This window comes from Acinetobacter sp. DMC2, from assembly GCF_056314305.1.
The window spans coordinates 369,864-396,344 of the sequence record NZ_JBQUYP010000004.1; the positions used below are offsets into that span (position 1 = coordinate 369,864).

At 38.1% G+C, this 26,481-nt stretch carries 21 protein-coding genes; 12 read left to right on the plus strand and 9 right to left on the minus strand.

Annotation, left to right across the window (positions count from 1 at the left end; all coding sequences use genetic code 11):
- Window position 1 precedes the first annotated feature (1 nt).
- The 5 genes from ACT53H_RS10845 to ACT53H_RS10865 form a co-directional block, all read right to left on the minus strand.
- Window positions 2-1,342: a MacA family efflux pump subunit gene (locus tag ACT53H_RS10845; RefSeq protein ID WP_004794665.1), complete on the minus strand. Its 1,341-nt coding sequence runs from the start codon at window positions 1,340-1,342 to the stop codon at window positions 2-4.
- A 107-nt stretch (window positions 1,343-1,449) separates the two neighbouring features.
- The gene (holA, locus tag ACT53H_RS10850; RefSeq protein WP_476009224.1) at window positions 1,450-2,439 is read right to left on the minus strand and encodes a DNA polymerase III subunit delta; all 990 of its coding nucleotides are present in this window, start codon (window positions 2,437-2,439) and stop codon (window positions 1,450-1,452) included.
- A gap of 18 nt (window positions 2,440-2,457) precedes the next feature.
- On the minus strand, window positions 2,458-2,967 hold the full coding sequence (locus tag ACT53H_RS10855; protein ID WP_004794663.1) for an LPS-assembly lipoprotein LptE: 510 nt from the start codon (window positions 2,965-2,967) through the stop codon (window positions 2,458-2,460).
- Between the two features lie 27 nt (window positions 2,968-2,994).
- Window positions 2,995-5,619, minus strand: a complete 2,625-nt coding sequence (gene leuS / locus ACT53H_RS10860) for a leucine--tRNA ligase (protein ID WP_151826851.1) — start codon at window positions 5,617-5,619, stop codon at window positions 2,995-2,997.
- A gap of 187 nt (window positions 5,620-5,806) precedes the next feature.
- Complete coding sequence (locus ACT53H_RS10865) at window positions 5,807-6,154, minus strand: DUF4124 domain-containing protein (RefSeq protein WP_174738743.1); 348 nt, start codon at window positions 6,152-6,154, stop codon at window positions 5,807-5,809.
- A gap of 505 nt (window positions 6,155-6,659) precedes the next feature.
- Here ACT53H_RS10865 and ACT53H_RS10870 point away from each other — a divergent pair.
- The 4 genes from ACT53H_RS10870 (at window position 6,660) to ACT53H_RS10885 (ending at window position 12,314) form a co-directional block, all read left to right on the plus strand.
- Entirely contained in the window at window positions 6,660-8,384 is a 1,725-nt protein-coding gene (locus ACT53H_RS10870) for an acetolactate synthase 3 large subunit (RefSeq protein ID WP_004794658.1), read from the plus strand.
- Complete coding sequence (gene ilvN, locus ACT53H_RS10875; protein ID WP_001215920.1) at window positions 8,384-8,875, plus strand: acetolactate synthase small subunit; 492 nt, start codon at window positions 8,384-8,386, stop codon at window positions 8,873-8,875. The genes ACT53H_RS10870 and ilvN overlap by 1 nt, the downstream gene beginning before the upstream one ends.
- Window positions 8,876-8,907: 32 nt before the next feature.
- Complete coding sequence (ilvC, locus tag ACT53H_RS10880; RefSeq protein WP_004794656.1) at window positions 8,908-9,924, plus strand: ketol-acid reductoisomerase; 1,017 nt, start codon at window positions 8,908-8,910, stop codon at window positions 9,922-9,924.
- A gap of 335 nt (window positions 9,925-10,259) precedes the next feature.
- The gene (locus tag ACT53H_RS10885) at window positions 10,260-12,314 is read left to right on the plus strand and encodes a bifunctional diguanylate cyclase/phosphodiesterase (protein ID WP_443271180.1); all 2,055 of its coding nucleotides are present in this window, start codon (window positions 10,260-10,262) and stop codon (window positions 12,312-12,314) included.
- Window positions 12,315-13,016: 702 nt separating this feature from the next.
- On the opposite strand, the gene ACT53H_RS10890 is transcribed toward ACT53H_RS10885, so the two are convergent.
- A complete protein-coding gene (locus ACT53H_RS10890) occupies window positions 13,017-13,589 on the minus strand; it encodes a TetR/AcrR family transcriptional regulator (protein ID WP_476009225.1) in 573 nt (190 codons plus the stop codon).
- A gap of 328 nt (window positions 13,590-13,917) precedes the next feature.
- On the opposite strand from ACT53H_RS10890, the gene ACT53H_RS10895 reads away from it, so the two are divergent.
- The 7 genes from ACT53H_RS10895 (at window position 13,918) to ACT53H_RS10925 (ending at window position 23,338) form a co-directional block, all read left to right on the plus strand.
- Complete coding sequence (locus ACT53H_RS10895; protein ID WP_476009226.1) at window positions 13,918-14,781, plus strand: hypothetical protein; 864 nt, start codon at window positions 13,918-13,920, stop codon at window positions 14,779-14,781.
- Between the two features lie 232 nt (window positions 14,782-15,013).
- Window positions 15,014-16,606 carry a peptide chain release factor 3 gene (locus ACT53H_RS10900; protein ID WP_107880740.1) on the plus strand — a complete coding sequence of 531 codons (1,593 nt, stop codon included), beginning with the start codon at window positions 15,014-15,016 and terminating at the stop codon, window positions 16,604-16,606.
- A 69-nt stretch (window positions 16,607-16,675) separates the two neighbouring features.
- Entirely contained in the window at window positions 16,676-17,518 is an 843-nt protein-coding gene (locus tag ACT53H_RS10905; protein ID WP_476009227.1) for a hypothetical protein, read from the plus strand.
- A 91-nt stretch (window positions 17,519-17,609) separates the two neighbouring features.
- Window positions 17,610-18,551: an RsiV family protein gene (locus tag ACT53H_RS10910; RefSeq protein WP_174728933.1), complete on the plus strand. Its 942-nt coding sequence runs from the start codon at window positions 17,610-17,612 to the stop codon at window positions 18,549-18,551.
- A complete protein-coding gene (locus ACT53H_RS10915) occupies window positions 18,551-19,363 on the plus strand; it encodes a TatD family hydrolase (protein ID WP_476009228.1) in 813 nt (270 codons plus the stop codon). Before ACT53H_RS10910 ends, ACT53H_RS10915 begins: the two co-directional genes overlap by 1 nt.
- A gap of 124 nt (window positions 19,364-19,487) precedes the next feature.
- Window positions 19,488-22,244 (plus strand): aconitate hydratase AcnA, encoded by a 2,757-nt coding sequence (gene acnA, locus ACT53H_RS10920; RefSeq protein WP_476009229.1) that lies wholly within the window; start codon window positions 19,488-19,490, stop codon window positions 22,242-22,244.
- Window positions 22,245-22,576: 332 nt separating this feature from the next.
- Window positions 22,577-23,338 carry a tRNA threonylcarbamoyladenosine dehydratase gene (locus ACT53H_RS10925; protein WP_476009230.1) on the plus strand — a complete coding sequence of 254 codons (762 nt, stop codon included), beginning with the start codon at window positions 22,577-22,579 and terminating at the stop codon, window positions 23,336-23,338.
- Between the two features lie 60 nt (window positions 23,339-23,398).
- Here ACT53H_RS10925 and ACT53H_RS10930 read toward each other — a convergent pair whose 3' ends face one another.
- On the minus strand, window positions 23,399-23,521 hold the full coding sequence (locus ACT53H_RS10930) for a hypothetical protein (protein WP_081399568.1): 123 nt from the start codon (window positions 23,519-23,521) through the stop codon (window positions 23,399-23,401).
- A gap of 96 nt (window positions 23,522-23,617) precedes the next feature.
- Between ACT53H_RS10930 and ACT53H_RS10935 the strand changes: the two genes are divergently transcribed.
- Window positions 23,618-24,517, plus strand: coding sequence for a LysR family transcriptional regulator (locus ACT53H_RS10935; RefSeq protein WP_476009251.1), 900 nt, complete (start codon window positions 23,618-23,620; stop codon window positions 24,515-24,517).
- An 8-nt stretch (window positions 24,518-24,525) separates the two neighbouring features.
- Here the strand turns inward: ACT53H_RS10935 and ACT53H_RS10940 are convergent, their stop codons facing one another.
- Together ACT53H_RS10940 and dusA are read right to left on the minus strand one after the other, a co-directional pair.
- Window positions 24,526-25,038: a hypothetical protein gene (locus tag ACT53H_RS10940; protein ID WP_174740501.1), complete on the minus strand. Its 513-nt coding sequence runs from the start codon at window positions 25,036-25,038 to the stop codon at window positions 24,526-24,528.
- A 334-nt stretch (window positions 25,039-25,372) separates the two neighbouring features.
- Window positions 25,373-26,377 carry a tRNA dihydrouridine(20/20a) synthase DusA gene (dusA, locus tag ACT53H_RS10945; RefSeq protein ID WP_476009231.1) on the minus strand — a complete coding sequence of 335 codons (1,005 nt, stop codon included), beginning with the start codon at window positions 26,375-26,377 and terminating at the stop codon, window positions 25,373-25,375.
- Window positions 26,378-26,481: the final 104 nt, after the last annotated feature.

The following is a 26,481-nucleotide window of genomic DNA, read 5'->3' on the forward strand; positions in this document are numbered from 1 at the left end:
CTTACATTCCCATTGGGCCACTACGGCGACGGTTATTACTACTATTAGCTGATGCAGCAGAAGTATCTGCGCTATCGGCAATGACAACTTGATCACCTTGTTTTAAGCCCGCAAGAACTTGCGCATTTACACGGTTGTTAATGCCAACCAAAATTTGAGTTGGTTTAGTTGTGCCATCAGCTTGTAATACACGTACAACACTTAAGGTTAATTTACCTTGTTCAATTAACTGTTTTTGCTCAGCAGTCAGGTTAAGACGCTCCAGACGAGCTCCATTTCCTTGAGATTTTTTAGCAGCTTCAGGTGTAGAGCTTGCTTTATCAGATGATTGGCCCGATTTTCTTTGACCTGAAAACTGTTTAGAGCTCAGTGCTGATGATGGAACGAGCAGGGCATTTTTAGCCGAGTTTAATACGATATAAACTTGCGCAGTCATATCAATACGCAATTTACCATCAGTATTTGGCACATCGAATAAGGCATTATAGTAAACAGCTGAACTCGTTGTTGAGCTTGTCGTACTTGTTGATTCGCTAGAAATAGAATCTGGAGCAGGTTCAATCTGGCGTAAAGTCGCGTAACGTTTAGTGTCTTCACCTAAGGTAGTGAAATAAACTTGTTGTCCTTTCTCAACTTTCATAATGTCAGCTTCACTGACTTGGGCCTTAATCGTCATGTTTTGTAGTTTTGCAATTTTGACAATTGTTGGCGCACTTTGATTGGCGTTTACTGTCTGACCTTCTTCAGTCACAATCGCGACAACTGTACCATCTGTTGGAGCAACAATACGTGTATAACCAATATTGGTTTGCGCCGTAGATTTTGTGACTTTTGCAGATTCGATTTGTGCATCTAATGCTTTGATTTGTGCTTGAGCTGTTTTATAGCTTGCCTCAGCCGATTCTAAATCCGCACGTGGTGTTGCATCTTGTGCATACATTTGTTGCTGACGGCGGTATTCAAGTTGTTTTTCATTCAAAGAAGCAACTTGCTGAAGGCGCTGCGCTTCTAAATTTTTAATATTTGCATCAGAGGTTTTTAAACTATTTTCTTGGGTCGTTGAATCAATCTGTGCAATGAGTTGGCCTTGCTTAACCTGATCGCCAAGTTGCACATACATCTTTTTAACCTGACCAGATACCTGCGCACCGACACTAATCAGTTTCGTTGCATCAAGTGTACCCGTTGCGAGTACATTATTTTCAATATCCCCGCGTGTTACCTCAGCAGTAATATATTGTGGCTGCTGCTGTTTTGGCTTGAAAAACTTCCAGGCTAATAGAGCAATAATTACTATACAGACGATGATAATAACAAGTTTGATTGGCTTTATTTTTGGCATGGCGAGAGGTCGAAAAGTTTAAAATTTAATTTAGTATAAAAGCGAAATGAGGATAAAACGTGAATTTTTATGATATTTCAGGAATGAAGAAAAATGATTCAGGCGAATTACTGTATAAATAATGTTTTTCCACATAACTCAGCAATCGCTTGCTGCATTAAATGTTCTGCATTTTCGTTCGACATTCCTTTAATTGCCGCATCGATTTGCAATAGAAGGGTAGACCAGCCTAGGAACTGTTGTGGATTTAGTCTTCTTAATGCTTGTTGATATAAGCTAACTTTTGTTTTCCATATACCGAGCTGTAAGGCATTATGGGGTTGTTCAAACAATTGCATCAACAAGCGCATTTCTTTACTTAAAGTCCATAAAATCAGACTGTCGGGTTCGCCTGCTGCAATTAAATATTGAAAAATCTTAATAGATTGGCCTAGGTTGCCTTCTAATAATGCATCACTTAAATCATAGGTGGTATAGCGTGATTGATCTTGTAGACACGCATATAATTGTTCAATTTGAATGAGTTGTTGGTCTGGAAAAGTGTCTCTTACACGCATCAAGCTATTTTTAGCTGCAAGCAAATTGTGCTCATGATGTTGCATTAGCCACTGCCAAGCATCATTGTCGAGTTGAATTTCAAGTTTCTCTGCTTCAGCAGATAAAATTCTTTGGCGATCTTGTGGGTAATTTGCCGTGAGGGCAACTACAACCCCATTTGCTTCAACAACTTGGAAAAAAGCAGATTTTAAGCTGCTACTATCTTGTTTGGGTAAAACAATTAATAGCAGGTTATGTTCATTATGTTGTATATAGCTTTTGAGTTGTTTTAAGCCATTCGCATCAGGTTTTATATTGCCGTGTACTTCAATAGCAAGCTGCTGAGAAAATAAAGATAAGCTATTAAGTGCATTAAAGACATTTTTCCAGTCGCTTACGCTACTAATATCATAGCGCTGTCTTTCAACTTCTTGTTGTTGCCAGTTTTTTCGAAAGGCATCTAATAAATTTTGTTCTAATAAAGGCTCTTGCCCATGCAAAATCCACGCACCCCGAGCTTCCGGAGTACGTTTTAAGGCTTGTAAATAGTCAATTTTCATTGCTGGTAAAAATACAGATTAAGGCTGAGCTTTTGGTAAGCGATTTGCTGAAATCTGACGAGTAATCTGCTGCGCAATATCATCAATTACAATACGTTGTAAGTAACTTTCTTGCTGATTTTCAGTGTTGACTGTTGCCAAGTCATATTGATAACTACGAGATGCAGTTAATGAGCGTGGCTCAGTAATTTTATTACCCTGACGATCTTCGATCTGGAAGGTTACGGTCAAACGTAATAATACTTCAGTTAGTTTTCCATTTAAAAGCTGACGACGTGGTGTGTACTCTAAAACACGAAGTACGTAGGCATCATTATCATTGCTGAGCTGAACACCATTTGCAGCTAAATACACTTTTAACTGCGTTTCCAAATCATCAGTTTTAGCTGGTAACTCAAGGCTTAACTTTTTATAAACAAGCGGAGTCGCAGTCGGGTTGGTTCCTTTTAAATGAAATCCACACCCGACTAAGCCAGCACTAAGGCCTAAGGTTAAAACAACAGCGGCTAAACGTTTGGCTAAGTGCATGCTTGATCCTCTCATTAATAACTTTAATTAAACCACGAGGTTAACTAATTTATTTGGAACCACAATTTCTTTTTTTGTTGGTCCGGTTAAGAATTGTTGAACTTCTGGTAGAGCTTTAGCTTGAGCTAATAGATCTTCCTTAGAAATATCAACAGAAACTTCAAGTTTACCGCGAAGTTTACCGTTAACCTGTACAACAATCGTTTGCGTATTACGCGTTAACGCAGAAGCATCAACTTCAGGGAATGTTGCTGCTGTAACATCTGTACCAAATTGGGCCAATAAAGTTTGGCTTAAATGCGGTGCAAATGGTTCAAGTAAAGTTAACAGTGTTGTGATTGCTTCACGTTCTACAGCAATGTCATTGTCATCTTTTGCTTCAAACTTGTTGCTCGCGTTTAACAACTCCATTAAAGCAGCAATCGCAGTATTGAATGCATGACGACGTTCAATATCATCACTTACTTTTTGAATCGTTTCGTGTGTTTTACGACGTAAGTCTTGAGCGTCTTTAGATAAATTAGCTGTATCGATTGTAGAAGCTGAGTTGCCTTTTTCAAGGAAGCCAGCTACAAGGCGCCATACACGTTTCAAGAAACGATTTGCACCTTCAACACCTGCATCAGACCATTCTAAAGATTGATCTGGTGGAGCAGCAAACATCATGAATACACGAGCTGTATCTGCACCGTATTGATCAATAATCGCTTGTGGGTCAATACCGTTATTTTTCGACTTAGACATTTTTTCTTGTCCGCCGATCACAACTTCTTGGCCGTCACCTGAATATTTTGCAGAAAGAATACGACCTTTCTCATCGCGTTCTAATTCAATATCAGCTGGGTTGAACCAAGTTTTCTTGCCATTTTCTGCTTCACGATAGAACGTATCTGCAAGTACCATGCCTTGAGTTAGCAAGTTAGTAAATGGCTCATTACCTTGTACAACGCCTTCATCACGCATTAATTTGTGGAAGAAACGTGCATAAAGTAAGTGAAGAATTGCGTGTTCAACACCACCAATGTATTGGTTTACAGGAAGCCAGTTTTGAGCTGCTTCAGGTTTAACCATACCACCAGTAAAGTCTGGAGATGCATAGCGTGCATAGTACCAAGATGACTCTACGAAAGTATCTAAAGTATCTGTTTCACGACGAGCATCGCCACCACAACAAGGACATTTAGTTTCATAGAATTCAGGCATTTTGTTAAGCGGGTTACCTGAACCATCTGGAACAACGTCTGTTGGTAATACAACTGGAAGCTGGTCTTCTGGAACTGTGACTTGACCACAAGTATCACAGTTAATCATTGGAATTGGACAACCCCAGTAACGTTGACGAGAAACACCCCAGTCACGTAAACGGAATTGAACTTTAGAGTTTGCTAAAGCTTGTGGTTCTAATTTTGCAAGGAATGCGTCAAACGCAGCTTGGAATTCTAAACCGTCAAACTCACCAGAGTTAACAAGTTTACCCTCTTTAGAACCGTACCATTCTTGCCACTCAGTTGCAGAGTAATCTGCATCGTCAGCGCCTTTCGCATCGATTACTTGCTTAATTGACAAGTTAAACTTGTTAGCAAATTCAAAATCACGTTCGTCATGCGCTGGTACAGCCATTACTGCGCCAGAACCATAAGACATTAATACGTAGTTTGCGATCCAGACAGGAAGCTCTTCACCAGTTACAGGATGTTTTACAAACAAGCCTGTTGCCATGCCTTTTTTCTCGGCTGTTGCCAAGTCCGCTTCTGCAACTGAACCCATGCGGCACTCTTCAATGAATGCAGCCAATTCTGGGTTGTTTTCAGCAGCTTTAAGCGCGAGAGGGTGTTCTGCTGCAACAGCAACATATGTCACACCCATTAGCGTGTCGGCACGTGTTGTATAAACAGTTAAGCCATCAGCATAGATTTCAGTATTGGCTGAAGGGAAAGTAATTTCCATGCCTGTAGAGCGACCAATCCAGTTACGTTGCATGGTCAACACTTGTTGAGGCCAGCCGTCTTGTAAAGTGTCAAGATCGTCTAATAATTCTTGTGCATAGTCCGTAATGCGGAAGTAGTACATTGGAATATCACGTTTTTCAACCAATGCACCTGAGCGCCAGCCACGACCATTTTCAACTTGCTCGTTTGCTAAAACTGTTTGGTCAACTGGATCCCAGTTTACTGTTGAAAGTTTACGGTAGATTAGACCTTTTTTATAAAGCTGAACAAATAACCATTGTTCCCAGTGATAATACTCTGGTGTACAAGTCGCGAATTCGCGATCCCAGTCTACAGACAGGCCTAATTTTTTTAATTGGTCACGCATGTAAGCGATGTTTTCAAATGTCCATTTTGCTGGAGCAACTTTATGGGCAATTGCTGCATTTTCAGCAGGTAAACCGAATGCATCCCAACCCATAGGTTGTAATACAGTTTCACCTTTTAAACGGTAAAAACGGCTAATTACATCGCCAATTGTATAGTTACGCACATGCCCCATATGCAGCTTGCCGCTTGGGTAAGGAAACATTGACAGGATGTAGCGATGTTTACCTTCGACAGTGTCGGCAACTTTAAAGACTTTACGATTTTCCCAATCTTGTTGAACTGATGGTTCAATCGTGTTTGCTTGATATTCGGGGTCAATGTGAGAAATAGTCATAGACGTAAGCTATACAACGAAAATTGAAATGAAAGATTGCTGCACAGCATAGCGCAAAATAACAGGAAATGTCAGTTTTTAGATCAGGATTTTATCTTTTAATATGAGCAATAAACATTTCTCAATCTATTCTTCTTTATTTTAAATAATAGAGGAGTGATGAAAATATTCACCACTCTCATTTTACTTATCGTGCTGTTGTAGTGGGTGGGGTAGGTACCGCAGGTGGAATAGCTACTGCGGGTGCATTTTTTTCCTGTGTGACGTTAGTTGCCTCTTGCACTACTTTATCTGTTTTATCTTGAGATTGTTGTTCTTTGAAAGGTGTCGAATTTTTTACAGATGATTGGCTACCGTAAGTTGAAACTTTGTTCAAATGTTTTGCACTCTGAGGTGGAGGAGTCGTGGTGTAATGGGTGGAGCCATGTTTATCCATCCATTTGTAATATTGCTGTGCCTGACTTTGGCTTGAGTAAACTAAAATCGCTGTTGCAATTGCTGTATATAAGCTTGTTTTTAAATAAGATAAAATCATATCAAATATTCCCCAAAGAAAGCTGGCTATATTTAAATAAAGTTCATAAATAAGCAATTTACAATGCATGGTTTTTTATAAAAAAGAATAATTATTTTTAATAAATAGAGGGTAGAACTACCAAATTTACGATTTAAATTTAGATTAAAAAAGAAGCAGCTAAAACTTTTTATGGAAAAACCTTTTCTTTAATCTTGACTTTAGTGAATTAAACAACAAAAATGCTTCCTTTAGTTTTATATGCGATTATTTGATCACCCTTCGAATAACCGTCATGTTTTGTAATAGACATTCTCTCTAGCCGAGAGATTGATTTTACTTAAAGTATGTATATCCAGACATGCTTTATTAATGTTAAAAAAGCTTATACGGCTGAAAAACAGAAATTTTTCTATTGCAACGAAAACTAGACAATATGTGTGCTATAACAGTGCAGACAATTCAATGAATGAAACACTATTTGTGCCTTCCATAAATAGTGATAAAGATTTTAGGGTGAATCACGTTGGAACTTTTATCTGGTGGTGAAATGCTCGTTCGTGCTCTTGCGGACGAAGGCGTTGAACATGTTTTTGGTTATCCAGGCGGCGCTGTATTACATATTTATGATGCGCTATTTCAACAAGACAAAATTAATCATTACCTCGTACGTCATGAACAAGCTGCTGGTCATATGGCAGATGCTTACTCGCGTGCTACAGGTAAGACTGGCGTAGTACTGGTCACTTCTGGACCTGGCGCAACTAATACTGTGACTCCAATTGCAACAGCTTATATGGACTCAATCCCAATGGTGATTTTGTCTGGCCAGGTTGCATCACATCTTATTGGTGAAGACGCTTTCCAAGAAACTGATATGGTGGGTATTTCACGTCCGATCGTGAAACACAGCTTCCAAGTTCGTCACGCAAGCGAAATTCCTGCAATTATCAAAAAAGCATTTTATATCGCATCAAGTGGTCGTCCTGGCCCTGTGGTAGTCGATATTCCTAAAGATGCGACAAATCCTGCAGAAAAATTTGCGTACGAATATCCTGAAAAAGTGAAGATGCGTTCTTATCAACCTCCTTCACGTGGTCATTCTGGTCAAATTCGTAAAGCGATTGATGAGCTTTTAAGTGCAAAACGCCCTGTAATTTATACAGGTGGTGGTGTTGTTCAAGGTAATGCATCAGCATTATTGACTGAGTTGGCTCATTTGTTGGGCTATCCAGTGACAAATACACTTATGGGTCTTGGTGGTTTCCCTGGTAATGATCCACAGTTCGTGGGCATGTTGGGAATGCACGGTACTTATGAAGCAAATATGGCGATGCATAATGCTGACGTCATTCTTGCAATTGGTGCGCGCTTTGATGACCGAGTAACCAATAACCCTGCAAAATTCTGTGTGAATGCAAAAGTTATTCATGTTGATATTGATCCGGCGAGCATTTCAAAAACGATCATGGCGCACATTCCGATTGTAGGGGCGGTTGAGCCTGTACTTCAGGAAATGTTGACGCAATTGAAACAATTGAATGTGTCTAAGCCTAACCCAGAAGCAATTGCTGCATGGTGGGATCAAATTAATGAATGGCGTAAAGTTCATGGCTTGAAGTATGAAACACCTGCTGATGGCACGATGAAGCCACAGCAAGTTGTTGAAGCTTTATATAAAGCAACTAATGGCGATGCCATTATTACTTCGGATGTGGGTCAACACCAAATGTTTGGCGCGTTGTATTACAAGTACAAACGTCCACGTCAATGGATTAACTCAGGCGGATTAGGCACCATGGGCGTAGGTTTACCTTATGCAATGGCAGCTAAGTTAGCTTTCCCAGATCAACAGGTAGTTTGTATTACCGGTGAAGCTTCAATTCAGATGTGTATTCAAGAGCTTTCAACTTGTAAGCAATACGGTATGAATGTGAAGATCTTGTGCTTGAATAACCGTGCTTTAGGTATGGTTAAACAATGGCAAGATATGAACTATGAAGGTCGTCATTCAAGCTCATACGTTGAATCATTACCTGATTTTGGCAAATTGATGGAAGCTTATGGTCATGTGGGTATCCAGATTGATCATGCTGACGAACTAGAGTCGAAGCTTGCTGAAGCAATGGCGATTAATGATAAATGTGTATTCATTAATGTCATGGTTGATCGTACAGAACATGTTTATCCAATGCTGATCGCAGGTCAGTCAATGAAGGATATGTGGTTAGGGAAAGGGGAGCGTACATAATGAGACATATTATTTCTGTACTCGTTGAAAACGAAGCTGGTGCGCTTTCTCGTTTGGTAGGTTTATTCAGTCAACGTAACTATAACATTGAGACGTTGAATGTAGCTCCAACCGAAGACCCTACGTTATCGCGTTTGACGTTAACCACTTATGGTGATGACCATAAGATTGAACAGATTACAAAGCAGCTCAACAAGCTTGTTGAAGTTGTAAAAGTAGTAGATTTATCAGAAGGTTCACACATTGAGCGTGAACTGATGTTGATTAAAGTAAAAGCGTTGGGTGCTTCACGTGCTGAAATTAAGCGAACAGCGGATATTTTCCGTGCGCAAATTGTCGACGTGACACCAACTACCTATACCATTCAAATAGCAGGGACAACTGAAAAATTAGATGGTTTTATCGATGCGCTTGCAGAAAACACTATTCTAGAAGTCGTTCGTTCAGGTGTATCTGGTATCGCCCGTGGCGAAAAAGTATTAGCCATTTAATTTTTTAAAAAGTATTTTAGCGGAGAACACAAATGCAAATTTTTTACGATAAAGACTGTGACTTATCAATCATCCAAGGCAAGAAAGTAGCGATTGTTGGTTACGGTTCTCAAGGTCATGCTCATGCACTTAACCTTAAAGACTCTGGCGTAGACGTAACTGTAGGTTTACGTGCTGGTTCAGCTTCTTGGAAGAAAGCTGAAAACGCTGGTCTTAAAGTTGCAGAAGTGCCTGCTGCTGTTAAGCAAGCTGACCTCGTAATGATTTTGACTCCAGATGAATTCCAATCACAACTTTACCGTGACGTGATTGAGCCGAACATCAAAGAAGGTGCAACTCTTGCATTTGCTCATGGTTTCTCAATTCTTTATAACCAAGTTGTTCCACGTAAAGATTTAGATGTAATCATGGTGGCTCCTAAAGCACCTGGTCACACAGTTCGTTCTGAATACCAACGTGGTTCAGGTGTTCCTGACCTAATCGCAATTCACCAAGATGCTTCTGGTAATGCACGTAACGTTGCTCTTTCTTATGCTTCAGGCGTAGGTGGCGGCCGTACTGGTATTATCGAAACTTCATTCCGTGAAGAAACTGAAACTGACTTATTCGGTGAGCAAGCAGTTCTTTGTGGTGGTGCAGTTGAACTCGTGAAAATGGGCTTCGAAACTTTAGTTGAAGCTGGTTATGCTCCAGAAATGGCTTACTTCGAATGTTTACACGAACTTAAATTGATCGTTGACTTGATGTTCGAAGGCGGTATCGCTGACATGAACTACTCAGTATCTAACAATGCTGAGTACGGTGAATATGTAACTGGTACTGAAGTAATTAACGAACAGTCTCGTGAAGCTATGCGTAATGCGTTGAAACGTATTCAATCTGGTGAATACGCGAAGATGTTCATTCAAGAGGGTGCATTAAACTACCCATCTATGACTGCTCGTCGTCGTCAAAATGCTGCACATGGTATTGAAGTAACTGGTAATAAGTTACGTGCGATGATGCCTTGGATTCAAGCGAACAAAATCGTAGACAAAGAAAAGAACTAATTTTCTTTTTCTAAAGCTTCAAAAGAACCCTGCTTAGTAGCAGGGTTCTTTTTTATACTGTTTTTATTTGAATGTGAAAAAGTGCGATTAGGTCAACTTGACCAGATTAAAGAAATTCTATATTTTTCATATAATTGGCTGCTTAATTTTTAGTTACTCTATTGATTTATAAAGTAAAAAATACTTGACCAAAATATAGATAATGTTATTGTTTATAACTGACTAAAAACGTCAAATTTACTAAAATTTTTTTAACATGTTTAATTTTTAATTGTATTTTGGGCAATGAGTTGAACAAAATAAAAAAAAGTATTGAATAATCATGGAAGTCCACTATGGGTCATGTTGATTACGATAGCACATTGATCGTCGGCTCTTTTTTTGCAGCTGGCTTCATTTGCTATCTTGTGATTTCCATGGAGCAATTAATATTCAAGCAAGTCTATAAAAAATTTGAGTCCTTAATTCTATTTATCAATGGCTTATTGCTCGCATCAGCAATTAGTATTGTTCATATTATTGGTATACAAGCTTATCATCTGTCTGAAACAGTTAACTCAAATATTCCTTTGATTACTGTTTCATTTGCCATTAGTGCTTTGCTATCGTGCATTGCCTTGTGGTTGACTTCGCGTTTTACGCTCCCTTTATTCCGGCTCATTTTAAGTTCTATTATTATGGGAATTGGAATTTCAGCTTCATATTACATAAGTATGTTGGGCTGGAGTATTAATATCTATAAAAAAGATTACACCTCTTTCTTGCTATTATTTTCTATATTAATTGCGATGAGTGGCTCAGGGCTGGCATTTTTATTAGCTTATAAATTAAAAGATAATGAACGTTACCGCCTAACTTTAAAAATCGTATTTTCGGTTATGATGACCTTAAGTATTATGGGAATGCACTATACGGCGCTCATTGCGACGAATATCACTGATAAATTTATTAGCCAATATCAGGCAGAACATGACTTATTATTATTTACGATTATTTTGGTCACGTGTCTGGTACTCGTAGCAAGTTTTATTGTCGCGATGTTAGAGCAACGGCTCACCCAACAAAATTTAGAGTTACGTAAGGCGAATAAAGAATTAGCTAACTTATCTATACTGGATAATTTAACCAAACTACCCAATCGTCTTTATTTGGTTGATTATGCAGAGGTATTGCTCTCAGATCATCGATATAAAGATCAGAAAATTGCTTTTTTATATATCGATTTAGACCGTTTTAAATCGGTGAATGATGCGTTTGGGCATCATGTGGGTGATCAATTACTTATTCAAATGGCAAACCGTTTACATTGGCAACTCAATGAAAAATGTAAATTGCTTAGAATCGGTGGCGATGAATTTTTGCTTATTGCAGAAAATACAAATGCAGATGAAGCGGTGATTTTGGCTGAGAAGGTTTTACAGCTGATTCAGGAAAGCTATCAAATCTCTGGCAAGGAAATTAATATTTCTGCAAGTTTGGGCGTGGCACTCTTTCCCGAGCATGGACAAAATGTTCAGGACTTACTCATGAATGCTGATGCCGCCATGCTGATGTCTAAAGAACAAGGTCGGAATACATATACAATCTTTAGTTACTCAACCCATCAGCAAGAAACAAGAAGTCAGTCAAAACTGATCAATGATCTTTATAAAGCCGTAGAAGAAAAACAGTTCATCTTATATTACCAACCAAAATTTAATACCAATCTTGAAGTCTGTGGGGTTGAAGCCTTAATCCGCTGGAATCACCCAGCCTTAGGAATACTTACTCCGCATATGTTCATTGAAGGTGCAGAAAAAACTGGTTTAATTATTCCAATGGGGTATTGGGCACTGGAGCAAGCTTGCCTACAAATTCAAGCGTGGGAACGCAGTAATACACCGTTTTATCCAGTTGCAGTGAACCTGTCGGCATTACAGTTTGAAAATAAAAAGTTATTTAGTACGCTCGAAGCATTGTTAAAAAAATATCAAATTCAACCTCATCACTTAATTGTTGAAATTACAGAATCTACGGCAATGCGTCATATCGACTTGAGTATCCGAGCCTGTGAGCGGTTACGTGATATGGGAATTCGTGTTGCTATTGATGATTTTGGAACAGGGCATTCGAGCTTCTTATATTTAAAAGATTTGCCTGTAGACGAATTGAAAATTGACCGTGGCTTTATTGTTGATTTAAAACCTGGTTCAAAAGAAGAAGTTATCCTAGAAAGTATTATTCATTTAGCTAAAAAGCTAGGTTTAACGGTAACGGCAGAAGGGGTGGAAACTCAGCAGCAGGTTGAGATTTTGACCCGTTTAGGATGTCAGCAATTTCAGGGTTATCTATTGGGAATGCCTGTTCAGGTTGATCAACTCATTGAGTCTCAAGGGGCTAATTTCGTTTAACCTTTTATATATTAATTTTCTTTAATTTATTTTGTTAATTTTTCAAACTTTCCTACTAAAAAGTGGCTGATCAACCTAGGTCTAATCTTTAAAAATGATACGCTTAAAGAGAATACGTGCCTATTCAGTTGCAAAGAAAAGGTTAAGCATAAATATATAGTTTAACAGAGAGTATCTTGTTACATGTTCATTTAGATGGGATTGCATAGTTAATAATTTTTGAAATTGAAAAAGCTTTAGCCCAAAGCCCAGCAAGTTATAGTGTGCTATTGGAAGTGTTTGTTAGTGAAATTTATATAATAATTTTAATAACTTATATAAAATATTTGAAATGGATGTGTTAACTTTTCATTTATTATAGAGAATAAAATACTTTGGATATAATAATTTATTAGTATATTTAAATAAAATATATATCATTATTGAAGAATTACTTTAGTGAATAGATAGCTCGAGCTAAAAAGATTATAAAATTTTCTTATTGATTTTATTAAGTTTATAAAATAATTAGACTTAAAATGGAGGGTATTGATTAGGGTTGAAGTGAAATGCTTGTTTTAAAAATAAGATCATTCAATTTATAGGATTGTAGAAAATGAGTGAATTGGGTTTAACTTGGTGGAGTAGGAGTTTATTCTCCACCCAAATTAACATTATTGTTTATTTTTATTAAAGTATAAAAAGTTAATTAATTTATATGTATTAAATAGTTGCACACTCTCGAACCTTCTCGAAATTAATGATTTTATTTATATAAGACCATGTTTTTTCTGAGTTGATTTTTGATTTATTTATAGTGCCATCAATAATGAGCCCATCTACAATATTAAGAAAGAGACCTGTAAGGACTTGTTTGTTCTCAACTTCTAGTTCTGAAAATGTTGAGAAAACTAATTTATAAACCCAATCTCGATATTCATTAATTTGATATTTAATAGATGGATACATTTGCATGACTTCAATCGTGGCTTTCTTAAATAAGCACCCATTGAAGTCATCTGTATTGATCCAGTCGACATACCAATTGAAAATACTTTTAAGTTTAATTAATGGATCATCGATATCATTAACTTTATTAAATAAAGAAGCTCTGACTTCTAAATTTCTCCGATGAAGACATTCTTCAATTAAGGCTTCTTTAGAAGAAAAATATTTATAAAAAGTCATTTTTGCCACGTTTGCTTCAGCAATAATACGATCAACCCCAATAGAGGTGTAGCTTTTCTGGTTAAAGAGGGTGGTAGCTGTTGTTATAATAGTTTCTCTTTTTGACATCGGTTTCCCCGTCATAAAATATTTTTGATTAACTTTGCTATTGTAAAGTATGAAAGCTTAAATAAATCTTATTTAATGATATTTAAAAAATTATATTTATTCAATAGCTTGATTTGTTGTTGAAAACAATAAAATTATTTCTAATTGGCAATAATTTACTTTTTTTAAATATTATTAATTAATTCGTTGATTTGTTGAGTTAATAAACATAATATAAAATTGTTAAGTTTAGGTTCGTGGAATTTATTTTAGCAATTGAATGCAAAATTGGAATAAAAATAAGGCCATATAACTTAACTATAAGAAAAACTTTTTACTGAGAATGATTATGTCAAAAAAATTTGAAGACTTTAATAATCCAAGAGAAAAAGCATTGCAAGGGATGAGAAATAGTATTCCTGCAAAACAGTGGGAAGAGAATTTACAATTTCTTAAAGATTTAAGAAGTAAAATTGCAAAACTACCAGTTTCTAGACATCCTGCAATTGAAGTATTAAATAATGGATATCTCGATAAGAAGAGTTTGACCCATATTCATTTAGAATATCGTCATGCAATTGTACAAATTTTTACAGATGCTTTATTAAAGGCTCAGTTTCTGACAAAACAACTGGAACCTAAACTCCATTCTGGAGCTAAAATGTTTCCAAGAGTATTATTAAGTTTAAATATACTTGATGAATTTGGTTTTCGTCCTGGTTTAGGCAAAGATAATTATTATTTGGGGAATCCTGAATATGCTCATTATCCATTATATGAAGATTTACTTAATGATTATGGTTTAACAGAGCTTGATCGTCGTAATTTTAAGCCATCAAAAATTTCAGATCAGGTTAGATCATTTTTAGAATCTTCTTATGATAGTTATATCAATGTAGTTGCATTACTAGCTGTTGCAGAGGAAGAGGTTATTCTTTTTAGTCCTCCATTACGTCAAGCGACCAAATTTGTGAATATCGATGTTGAAGGTGGTGGGTATTACCATGTGCATGGTGTATCTACTGATGAAACGTCTGAAGCTGCTGATGATGACCATCAAGATGATCTTTGGTTCACTTTAGCACAAGCAATTACCAAAGATGATTATGACGGCTTAACGAAGCTATGTATTGAATATTGTGCGTTATGGAATGAGTTCTGGGATGCACAAATTGCTGATGTTCAGTTTATTGAAGAAAAGAAACTGGCATAAGATATTCTGCTAAGTCCGAAGAAAGCCCATCTATGATTGTATGGGCTTTTTTAATTATAAAATTTCTAAGATACTAAGCTACATTCTCAAAAAATATATAAAAAGCTTATGAGTAGCTCATGGCTTATCAACAATCATTAAACACTTCTATAAATCTGCTACAATTACGCCAATTTTTATTTTGATCGACTTTAGGTCTTTGGCACTGCAATCTCCGCAGTAGGTGTATTTCATGAGTTTTAAAGATGAGTTAGCGGCACAGGTTGCTCAACGCCGCACATTTGCCATCATTTCCCACCCCGATGCCGGTAAAACCACCATGACAGAAAAATTACTGTTATGGGGTAAAGCAATTCAGGTTGCAGGGATGGTAAAAAGCCGTAAATCTGACCGTGCAGCTACATCTGACTGGATGGAAATGGAAAAAGAGCGTGGTATTTCGATTACCACGTCTGTTATGCAGTTCCCTTATAAAGGTCATACGATTAACTTACTCGATACACCGGGGCATGAAGACTTCTCGGAGGATACTTATCGTACTCTAACCGCAGTTGACTCTGCGTTAATGGTAATTGATGGTGCAAAAGGTGTCGAAGAACGTACCATCAAATTGATGGAAGTTTGTCGTATGCGCGACACTCCTATTATTTCATTTGTAAACAAGATGGACCGTGAGATTCGTGAGCCGCTTGAGTTACTTGATGAAATTGAAAATGTCCTCAATATCCGCTGTGTACCGATTACATGGCCATTAGGGATGGGACGTGATTTTGCTGGTGTATACAACATTATTGAAAATAAATTGTATATCTACAAAGCAGGTTTCGGTTCAACGATTACTGATATTGAAGTCCGTGATGGATATGATCATGCGGATATTCGCGAAAAAGTAGGTGAGTTGGCTTGGGCATCTTTTGAAGAGTCGCTTGAACTTGTGCAAATGGCGAATGAGCCATTAGACCGCGAATTATTTTTACAAGGTAAACAAACTCCGGTTCTATTTGGTACGGCATTAGGTAACTTTGGTGTTGACCACGTATTAGATGCTTTCATGGGCTGGGCACCTGAACCTAAAGCGCATCCTACACAAGAGCGTGTGGTTGAGGCGAAAGAGGAAGGTTTCTCTGGTTTTGTATTTAAAATTCAAGCCAACATGGATCCGAAACACCGTGACCGTATTGCCTTCATGCGTATTTGCTCTGGTAAATATGAAAAAGGCTTAAAGATGAACCACGTGCGTCTTGGTAAAGATGTCCGTATTAGTGATGCTTTGACATTCCTTGCTGGTGAGCGTGAACATTTAGAAGAAGCATGGCCAGGCGATATTATTGGTTTACATAACCATGGCACAATTCAAATTGGTGATACTTTTACCAGTGGTGAAAATTTGCATTTCACAGGTATTCCTCACTTTGCGCCAGAGATGTTCCGTCGTGTGCGTTTAAAAGATCCATTGAAGTCAAAACAATTGCAAAAAGGTTTGAAAGAGTTGTCGGAAGAAGGGGCGACTCAGGTATTTATGCCACAAATCAGCAATGACCTGATTGTGGGTGCGGTAGGTGTGCTTCAGTTCGATGTGGTTGCTTATCGTTTGAAAGAAGAATATAAGGTTGACTGTGTTTATGAGCCTGTAAGTGTTAACACAGTTCGTTGGATTCACTGTGATGACGAAAAAACTCTGAATGAGTTTAAGAAGAAAGCACATGATCAACTTTCTATCGATGGCGGCGGACACTTAACCTATCTTGCGCCAAGCCGAGTGAACTTGCAGATTATGCAAGAGCGTTGGCCTGATATTCAGTTCCGTAACACACGTGAACACTGATCATTTTAATGTGACAAACAGCTTCGAATAGAAGCTGTTTTGTTTTGAAAAATAAGAAAGGATGATGAAATGAATTTGAATAGAAAGACAGTTATTGCGCTTGTAGTTGCAATACTCATATTAATTTTGGCAATTTGTCTTTTTGTCTGGAAAAGAACTCAGCCTTCATCATCTTCTCAAACAAAACTAGCATCTACCCAAACTCAACATATAGAAAAGGCTGAAGTACTGCCATTTCTTAACTTACAACAAGTAAAAGCGGATTATGCTTTGCCATTTTGTGAAAAGAAAAACTGTATTGATGTCGATATTCAAACGATAAAGACCCAAGATGCATGGCTAAATGAATGGATTGCTAAAAGTCAGGCTAAAGTGATCCAAGACCAAATTGATTTGAAAAAAGACTTAAGCTTGCAGCAAGCCATTAATGCCTATGTTAAAAAGTCTGATGAATGGCAAGATAAATATTCAAAGAATCGGGCTTATGAATTACATCTTCATACGCGTATTGCATCGCAACGTAACCAATATGTTCTATTGCAATTAGGGCTTGATACCAAGCAAGAAGAGCTCACGATTAAAGATCGTTATTACTTTTTCGTGGCCGACCGAAAACTGCATAAAAGCTTAGCTTTATTGGATGTTTTACAAAAAGATCAACAAACGACTGTGCATCAAATGGTGCAGGTGGCCTATCAAGACTGGTTAAAAAAGCAGACTGCTGACATAAAGAAAGAAGCACCAAAAACTTTATATTGGGGACAAGCAGATTGGTTCTTTGATGGTGAAGGTGTTGGCTTACATTATCAGGCAAACCAGATCACTAAAGAAGCTCCACAGCTCGATATTTATTTATCTAAAGAACAAACTAAAAAAATATTACAACCCGAGGTTTATGAACAAATGTTTTAAGATGGTAGCAGAATTTGCAACCTCTATTTATATGCGCTAATTTCTTAGAAAAGGCACTGAGTAATCTCCTTAGAATAAAAGGCAAAATATGATGTTATCTTCTAAAGCTTCACTGCGATTAACTTTGCTTGCTTCTGCTATATTTTTGGTGGCATGCCAACCTAAAGCTGATCCTAAGGATTCTCAAGAACAGCAGAAACCAGCAGTCGAGGAACAAAAGCCAGTAGAGCTGACTTTGAAGGGCGAAACAGTTCCTACTAAGGTTGCTTTACCTGATTGTGATGGTAAAACTTGTCCAGAATTCACAGTTGAACGTTTGCAGAGTAATTTTCCATTTATTGACAAAATTCTAGATCAGCAAATTTTAAAGACTTTAGGTCAAATTTTAGAGATTGCTGAACCAGATGCTAAAGTGAAGCAAGCAGATCAAAAAACAGAAGCTTCAGCAGTTGCGAGTGCAGAGCAAAAAAATAGTTTTGATGCGCAGGTTCAACGTTACGCCAATTCATTTATTGGTTTGGACAATGAGTTAAAAGCTTTAAGTAGTAATCATCAAATTAATCTTTTGGTGAAACCTAAAATCTTGCAGGCTCAAGGTAAAGTTGTAACTGTGGTACTGAATAGTAGTAGCTATTTAGGTGGTGCGCACGGTTCTGCTGCACAGCATTATTATAATTTTGATTTAAAAGAACAAAAGCAGATCAAGCTTGAAGATTTGTTACGCCCACAGCAAAAAACTGCATTAGAAAAGTTAGCCCATGAAGCCTTTAAGACTTGGGTTACAGACTCTAAACTGGCTGATAATGTGGGTGAATATGAGCAAGCTTGGCCGTTTAAACTATCTGATAACTTCTTATTGGGTGAGCAAGGTTTAATTCTTCAATATGGTGAATATGAAATTGGACCATATGTGGTGGGATTACCTCGATTAGTCATTCCATATGACCAATTACAAGAAGTGTTGAAACAAGAATATTTGCCACAACCTAAAGCTAAACCAGCTTCAGCACCAGTTGCAAAAAGTGCTGGCTAATGCATTTGTTTGATACCCATACCCATTTTGATGTTGCCGATTTTGATGAAGATCGGCAACAGTTAGCGCTTAATGCCAAAAAAGCTGGGGTCGATGCATTAGTCTTAATTGGTTTTGTGCAGTCACGCTTTGACGAATTGGTGCAAATTCATCATCAGTTAAAGAGCTGGGAAAATGTGCCCACTTCATATTTAGCACCAGGCTTACACCCGTTTTATATTGAGGAGCATCAGCCAGAACATCTTTCTCACCTTGAACACATCTTGCGGCAACAGGACTGTGTGGCGGTAGGTGAAATTGGCCTAGATACTTTCTTAAAAGAACATAAGCAGCCCGATATATATGATAAGCAAAAACAATATTTTGCAGATCAGTTAGAGCTTGCAACCCAATATCAAAAACCAGTATTACTCCACATCCGAAAAGCGCATGGTGATGTGCTCGCTATACTAAAAGCTCAAAAATTTAAATTGGGCGGCATTGCTCATGCATTTAGTGGTGGGGTAGAAGAGGCAAAGGGACTTATTAAGCTTGGTTTTAAAATTGGTGTGACGGGGCAGATCACCAACCCAAATGCGAAAAAACTTCATACAGTTGTGCAGGCTATAGGTGCAGAGCATTTGGTGATTGAAACAGATTGTCCAGATATGACACCGCTTTGCTGTCAAACCTCAACAGAACAGCGTACTCGTAATACCCCTGTTAATTTGCCGTATGTTTTACAAAGTTTGGCTGAAAATTTAAATATACCAGAGTCAGATTTGGCTGAGTTGCTGTGGAAAAACTCTCTCACCGCATTGAAATTATCGTAATAAAAATCAAAGATTAAAAATATTAACTAAAACAAAACACAGTGATTAAAAAAGAAGCTTAAAGTAAGAAAACAACATGTAAAAACGTGAAAAATAACATTGCCAGACATGGGAGGATAACCCAATGGCTAAGTATAGCAATATCAATAGTTTTAATGCTTTACAGACGCTAACAGTAGGTTCCAGCAATTATCAGATTTTTAGCTTAGCCCAAGCAGAGAAAACGCTAGGGGATATTGCCAAACTGCCGAAATCTTTAAAAGTATTATTGGAAAACTTATTACGGTTTGAAGATCAACATAGCGTTAAAACTGAACACATCCATGCTTTAGCAGAATGGCTAAAAACTCGCACCTCAGATCAAGAAATTCAATATCGACCTGCAAGGGTTTTAATGCAAGATTTTACGGGTGTGCCTGCAGTGGTTGATTTAGCTGCAATGCGAGCAGCGATGGCGCAAGCGGGTGGCGACCCTGAAAAAATTAATCCATTATCTCCCGTTGATTTGGTGATTGACCACTCTGTCATGGTTGATTATTTTGCCGATGATCAGGCTTTTGAAGAAAACGTACAAATCGAGATGCAGCGTAATGGTGAGCGATATCAATTTTTACGTTGGGGACAATCTGCATTTAATAACTTTAGTGTAGTGCCACCAGGTACGGGGATTTGCCATCAGGTCAATTTAGAATATTTGGCACAAGCAGTGTGGTTAGGCGAGGATAACGGCCAGACTTTTGCTTTTCCAGATACTTTAGTGGGTACAGACTCACATACCACCATGATTAATGGTTTAGGTGTATTAGGTTGGGGTGTAGGAGGAATTGAGGCCGAAGCAGCTATGCTGGGCCAACCGATTTCGATGCTGATTCCTGAGGTCATTGGTTTTAAGCTCACAGGAAAACTACCAGAAGGCATTACGGCAACTGACTTGGTACTGACTATTACTCAAATGCTTCGTCAAAAAGGTGTCGTGGGTAAATTTGTAGAGTTCTATGGAGACGGCTTAGCAGATTTACCACTTGCTGACCGTGCAACTATTGCCAACATGGCACCAGAGTATGGTGCGACTTGTGGTTTCTTCCCAATTGATGAAGTGACATTAGGTTATTTAAAATTAACTGGTCGTCAAAGTGATCGTATTGCACTGGTTGAAGCGTATAGCAAAGCACAAGGCTTATGGCGAAATGCTGGTGATGAACCTGTTTTTACAGATACTTTAAGTCTAGATATGAGTACAGTTCAGGCAAGTTTGGCAGGTCCAAAACGCCCACAAGACCGAGTGCTTTTATCAGAAGTACCAAAAACGTTTAATGCGTTGATGGAGTTAACTTTAAAACCGGCCAAAGAAGCCAAAGAACGTTTGGAAAATGAAGGCGGTGGAGGTACTGCTGTCGAGGCAAAAAAAGCAAATATTCAACATGAAAGCCCTTCTTGTGTGATTGAAGGGCAAACTTATCCATTAAATCATGGTGATGTTGTTATTTCAGCCATCACATCTTGTACCAATACTTCTAACCCAAGTGTAATGCTGGCAGCAGGTCTGCTTGCTAAAAAAGCGATTGAAAAAGGTTTGCAGCGTAAACCGTGGGTGAAAAGCTCTCTTGCACCAGGCTCTAAAGTCGTGACTGACTATTTGCTAGCTGCTGGGCTTACGCCGTATTTAGATGAGTTGGGCTATAACTTGGTGGGATATGGTTGTACAACCTGTATTGGTAACTCAGGTCCCTTACCTGAACCAGTTGAAGAAGCAATTCAATGCCATGATTTGAATGTTGCATCAGTACTTTCTGGTAACCGTAACTTTGAAGGACGTGTACACCCATTAGTTAAAACAAACTGGCTTGCTTCACCACCTTTGGTAGTCGCTTATGGTTTAGTTGGTAATATTCGTACTGATTTGACAACGCAACCTATTGGGCAAGGTAAAGATGGGCAACCTGTTTACTTAAAAGATATCTGGCCAAGTCAGGCAGAAATTGATGCCGTTTTACAGAAAGTAAATACAGACATGTTCCATAAAGAATATGCTGCGGTGTTTGATGGTGATGAAAGCTGGCAATCAATTCAGATTCCAAAAAGTAAAACTTATGAATGGGCTGATGATTCGACTTATATCCGTCATCCGCCATTCTTTGAAGGCATTGGTGAACCACCAAAACCAATTAAAAATATTGAACAAGCAAATATCTTGGCAGTGCTTGGTGACTCGGTAACAACTGACCATATTTCACCGGCAGGTAATATCAAAAAAGACAGTCCGGCAGGTCGATATTTACAAGAGCAAGGTGTTGAGCCAAAAGACTTTAACTCCTATGGTTCTCGACGCGGTAATCATGAAGTCATGATGCGCGGGACCTTTGCCAATATTCGTATTAAAAACGAGATGCTTGGTGGTGAAGAGGGTGGTAATACCATTCATGTGCCAAGTGGTGAAAAACTCGCTATTTATGATGCGGCGATGCGTTACCAACAAGAACACACACCGCTTGTGATTATTGCTGGTAAAGAATATGGAACAGGTTCTTCACGTGACTGGGCTGCCAAAGGAACAAACTTGTTAGGTGTCAAAGCTGTCATTGCTGAAAGTTTTGAACGCATTCACCGTTCAAACTTGGTAGGTATGGGTGTGTTGCCACTACAGTTTGTTGATGGGCAAACTCGACAATCTCTCAACTTAACTGGTCATGAGGTGATATCAATTAGAGGTTTGTCTGATGGCGTTCAGCCTCATCAAATTCTTGAGGTTGATGTAAAAGGGCCAAATGGAGTCGCCAGCCACTTTAATGTGTTGTGTCGAATTGATACGTTAAATGAGGTTGAGTACTTTAAGGCGGGTGGTATTTTGCATTATGTATTACGGAATTTGATTGCTTCATAAATTGGCTAAGTTTGTACAACCTTGTAATGGGAGTGCTTTGGCTAAAGTTGACTATATAGGCGTATCCTTACTTTTTAAGGATAAAAAGTAACAAAAATCCTTTGTCGGGCTGACGGTATATCCTTATACCGCAGCCCAACTGAGCAGCATCCATGCTGCCTGTCACACTAGTAAACAATAGTTTAAATCTTAAGCCGTATAATTTGATTAATAATGATAAGGCTTGTCGTGAGTTTAAATATCACCATCTCAAGTTTTCTTTGATCTAAAATACACTTTCTTCTAAAAAGCAGTAAAATACCTCCCGTGTTTTATATCCTCAAAGAGTAGCAATGACCGATCTTCCACAAGATGAATATGACCGCCGTTTTGCAGGTGTAGCGAAAGTTTATGGTGATTCATCGTTCCAGCACTATGAAAAAAGTCATGTGATGGTGATTGGGATTGGTGGTGTCGGTAGTTGGGCGGTAGAAGCTTTGGCACGTACAGGTGTTGGCGAGATCACTTTGGTCGATATGGACGTAGTTGCAGCATCAAATGTGAACCGTCAGTTACCTGCAATGACATCAACTCTAGGTTGTGAAAAAGTTGAGATCATGGCGGAACGTTGTCGCCAAATTAACCCACGTATTAAAGTAAATATTATTGATGACTTCTTAACACCAGAGAATGTCACGGCGCTGTTAAACCCTGTACCCGATATTATCTTGGACTGTATTGATGACGTTAAAGCAAAGTTGGCTTTAATGCTCCATTGCCGTTTTAATAAAATTCCGTTGATTGTGTCGGGTGGAGCTGGTGGTAAGCTTGATCCGCTTAAAATCCGTGTGGCTGATTTATCAAAAACAGAACAAGACCCAATGTTAGCGAAGCTACGTAGTCAACTTCGTGCTCGTGGGATCTGTAAAAAGCCGAAAGAGAAATTTGGTATTACTTGTGTTTATTCAATCGATAATCCATTTTCGAGTGCAGATGTTTGCCCATCGGCTGGCTTACGCTGTGGTGGCTATGGTTCAGCGGTAGTGGTGACTTCAAGCTTTGCTATGATTGCTGTGGCTGAAGTTTTGAAGAAACTCGATTTAAAGAAAGCGTGATTTAAATATTGAAGAGGCATGCGCTTATGTGAGTGCATGCCTTTTGTTTTTTGAGTAAAGTTAATCATATAACTCTATGTTGTCGTGATGGGGCTGTGTTGGGAGCTGTTGATCATAAAATTTAAAGCACCATAAAATTAGAACAATAACGGTGAAGATGGCTAAACCTTTTAAATACTTCATGAATAATTCAATCAAGTGAATGGTCTTTATAAAATTCTAGCGAAGGCAATCTATCTAATCTAATATAGAAAATAGACCTCATGATCTAATTTTGAGATAGAAATGCTCACGTTAAAACAATTCCAATATTTTATAAAAATTGTTGAAGAAGGAAGCTTTACCGCGGCTTCTGAAAAGCTATTCATAGCTCAGTCTGCTTTAAGTCGGCAAATTAAATTGCTAGAAGAAGAAATTGATTTTCAGTTATTTGATCGTGCTGATAAGAAAGTGAAACTGACAACAGCGGGAGAGGTCTTCTATAAAAAAATAAAAGATAATATGCATTATTTAAATGAGATCATTGGAGTTTCTAAGAATATTGCAGAAGGAAAAAATCGCCAGATTAAAATTGCTTACTCGAGCAGTATTGTCATGGATGATAAAAAGGTTCAAATATTAAAAGAAATTAGCTTAGCCAAACATATAAATTTTGAGATAAACACCTTGTCATCTGAGCACCAGATTTTAGCTTTACTGAATGGGAAAATTGATATTGGTTTGATTAGACCACCAGTTCGGCAAACATTAGACGACGTCAATATTATTAAATTATATGAAGAACCTTTAATGGTGGCTATACATATTGATCATGCTAAATTTGCAAATAAAGAGAAGTTGGAAGTCAAAGATTTAAAAGAAGAATACTTTGTTTCTACACCACATTCTAAAAGAGGTGGATTAAGCTATTTAGTTTCAAATCTATGTTTAGCCGCAGGATTTACCCCACAAAAAGCTCCAATCCAGTCACGTAAGATTTCACAGTTACACCTTGTGGCTGCAAATTTAGGTGTAAGTATTGTGCCTAAAGAATTTCAGCAAATTTTGCCTAACCAAGTAAAGTTATTACCTTTGGCAGATCATTTGTCACTTTCAGAAGTTTTGCTGGTCTATAGAAAAGATCATGATGAATTGATTCAGCATTGTGCTGAACTCATTTATCAAACCTTTCAATCTTAGAAAAATGATTAAGTGGCTAATCTATAGTAAGTGTAAGTAACGCTATCATCTTTATAGACATCATAACTATTTTGTTTGAAATCAGAGACCCATTCACTTCCTGTATATCCAGCAATATGTCCATAAACATGGTTACGGGTTCTGTGAATGATATAGATGTCACCTTCTTGTGGTTCATCAAAGGCTGGATTAATTTCTTTATAGCCAATCTTTTTTAAGGTATCTCCCCAATCTGAAGCTGCAATTGGGTGATTTTCGACATTGGCACCAGCAGATTCTAGTGCAAGGCGGATACTACGTGCGCAACGAGCTTTACTGCGTCTAGAGGTAACACTTTCTAATTTTTCTACAAATTTATCAATATCTATAGCGGGAGTATTGGAAGTTTCTGTCTGATGATTATTGGGTTTCATGGTGAAAGGATAAGGAAGGCTTGGGGTGCTGTGGGATACAACAATAGTTGCCTGATTTGAATCCTGATACATGTAATTATCAGCTACTTGTCCGTCATAAATAATCATCGTGAAATCTCTACCGTGCTACTCATATCCATATTAAAAAAATCACCACCTACCTGTGGCGTTCAGAGATACTAATCGGCGTACCTTAAAAGTTTTGTTTATGTTATGTAATAACGTATCTTTTTTCCAGAGGCGTCTGCTTTGGAGTAAAAAGATGCTTATCAAAAGAGTGATTAAAAATAGTGAAATTTAAATTATTGATATCATTATAAAAAAATAATTAATCAGAGCTTAAATTTGAATATTTTGCTTCAACATTTGCGAATATACTCAAAATCTAAGTCTCTGATTTAAAATGCCACATTTTCTTACAATTTAAGAGGCGATCACAAACTTAAGCTTGCTGCTCTTTTAAATATTCCTCGGTACGAATTAGAGCTGCTTCCATGTTGCTAATAGCCTGTTCTACATCACCTAAAGTTTTTGCATTTCCGCCACTTAGCGCCTGACGCCACTTGCGAGCACCTGGCAAGTTTTGGAATAAACCTAAAATATGACGAGTAATGATTGAAAGCGGAGCACCCTCAGCCATACGTTGTTCAATATATGGCAGCATTTGTTCCATAATATCGAATCGATTTGGGGCCTCTAAATTCCAAAGCTGACCCATTTCCGCAAGTAAGTAGGGATTGTGGTAGGCTTCACGGCCAATCATGACACCATCAACATGCTGTAAATGTGCTTGAGTTTCAGCAAACGTTTTAATTCCGCCGTTAATTTCAATGGTGAGATGTGGACGCTCTTGTTTTAAACGATAAACATCTTCATAGCGTAAAGGTGGAACTTCACGGTTTTCTTTCGGAGATAGACCTTTCAAAATAGCGATACGAGCATGCACAACGAAGTAAGTACAACCTGTTGCCGCAACAGTATCTACGAAATGAAGCATCTCTTCGTAAGATTGCATGTCATCGATACCAATACGGTGTTTGACTGTTACAGGAATCTTTACTGCTTTTTGCATGGTATGAATGCATTCAGCAACCAAGTCTGGCTCTGCCATTAAGCAAGCACCAATTTTATTGTTCTGTACACGATCACTTGGGCAGCCTACATTGAGGTTGACTTCATCGTAACCCCAGTCTTCGGCCATTTTTGTGCAGGTCGCAAGCTCTTGCGGATTTGAGCCACCAAGTTGCAATACGATAGGGTGTTCTTGTGCGCTGTAGTCCAAATGACGTTTTGCATCGCCAAAAAGAATCGCACCTGTAGTTACCATTTCTGTATAGAGCACAACATTTGGGTTAAACAAGCGTGCAAAGAATCGATAATCCTTTGTAGTCCAGTCCATCATGGGTGCGACAGAAATACGAGGTTGTAACGATTGAAGTGATTGCATAACCAATAGCCCAAAAGTCGCTAAATTAATGAAAGGGCAGCATTATACGAGGTTTATGCTTGAATCGACAGGGGCATTTAACCGAGTAATTTATAACCACCCTT

What these genes read in the sequence shown, in the direction of transcription:
- ACT53H_RS10895 (WP_476009226.1), top strand. Translation starts at nt 13,918, where the DNA reads ATGTCAAAAAAATTTGAAGACTTTAATAATCCAAGAGAAAAAGCATTG.
- ACT53H_RS10890 (WP_476009225.1), bottom strand. Translation starts at nt 13,589, where the DNA reads ATGTCAAAAAGAGAAACTATTATAACAACAGCTACCACCCTCTTTAAC.
- ACT53H_RS10900 (WP_107880740.1), top strand. Translation starts at nt 15,014, where the DNA reads ATGAGTTTTAAAGATGAGTTAGCGGCACAGGTTGCTCAACGCCGCACA.
- ilvC (WP_004794656.1), top strand. Translation starts at nt 8,908, where the DNA reads ATGCAAATTTTTTACGATAAAGACTGTGACTTATCAATCATCCAAGGC.
- dusA (WP_476009231.1), bottom strand. Translation starts at nt 26,377, where the DNA reads ATGCAATCACTTCAATCGTTACAACCTCGTATTTCTGTCGCACCCATG.
- ACT53H_RS10915 (WP_476009228.1), top strand. Translation starts at nt 18,551, where the DNA reads ATGCATTTGTTTGATACCCATACCCATTTTGATGTTGCCGATTTTGAT.
- ACT53H_RS10885 (WP_443271180.1), top strand. Translation starts at nt 10,260, where the DNA reads ATGGGTCATGTTGATTACGATAGCACATTGATCGTCGGCTCTTTTTTT.
- ACT53H_RS10930 (WP_081399568.1), bottom strand. Translation starts at nt 23,521, where the DNA reads ATGAAGTATTTAAAAGGTTTAGCCATCTTCACCGTTATTGTTCTAATT.
- acnA (WP_476009229.1), top strand. Translation starts at nt 19,488, where the DNA reads ATGGCTAAGTATAGCAATATCAATAGTTTTAATGCTTTACAGACGCTA.
- ACT53H_RS10855 (WP_004794663.1), bottom strand. Translation starts at nt 2,967, where the DNA reads ATGCACTTAGCCAAACGTTTAGCCGCTGTTGTTTTAACCTTAGGCCTT.
- leuS (WP_151826851.1), bottom strand. Translation starts at nt 5,619, where the DNA reads ATGACTATTTCTCACATTGACCCCGAATATCAAGCAAACACGATTGAA.
- ACT53H_RS10845 (WP_004794665.1), bottom strand. Translation starts at nt 1,342, where the DNA reads ATGCCAAAAATAAAGCCAATCAAACTTGTTATTATCATCGTCTGTATA.
- ACT53H_RS10910 (WP_174728933.1), top strand. Translation starts at nt 17,610, where the DNA reads ATGTTATCTTCTAAAGCTTCACTGCGATTAACTTTGCTTGCTTCTGCT.
- ACT53H_RS10940 (WP_174740501.1), bottom strand. Translation starts at nt 25,038, where the DNA reads ATGATTATTTATGACGGACAAGTAGCTGATAATTACATGTATCAGGAT.
- ACT53H_RS10865 (WP_174738743.1), bottom strand. Translation starts at nt 6,154, where the DNA reads ATGATTTTATCTTATTTAAAAACAAGCTTATATACAGCAATTGCAACA.
- ilvN (WP_001215920.1), top strand. Translation starts at nt 8,384, where the DNA reads ATGAGACATATTATTTCTGTACTCGTTGAAAACGAAGCTGGTGCGCTT.
- ACT53H_RS10905 (WP_476009227.1), top strand. Translation starts at nt 16,676, where the DNA reads ATGAATTTGAATAGAAAGACAGTTATTGCGCTTGTAGTTGCAATACTC.
- holA (WP_476009224.1), bottom strand. Translation starts at nt 2,439, where the DNA reads ATGAAAATTGACTATTTACAAGCCTTAAAACGTACTCCGGAAGCTCGG.
- ACT53H_RS10925 (WP_476009230.1), top strand. Translation starts at nt 22,577, where the DNA reads ATGACCGATCTTCCACAAGATGAATATGACCGCCGTTTTGCAGGTGTA.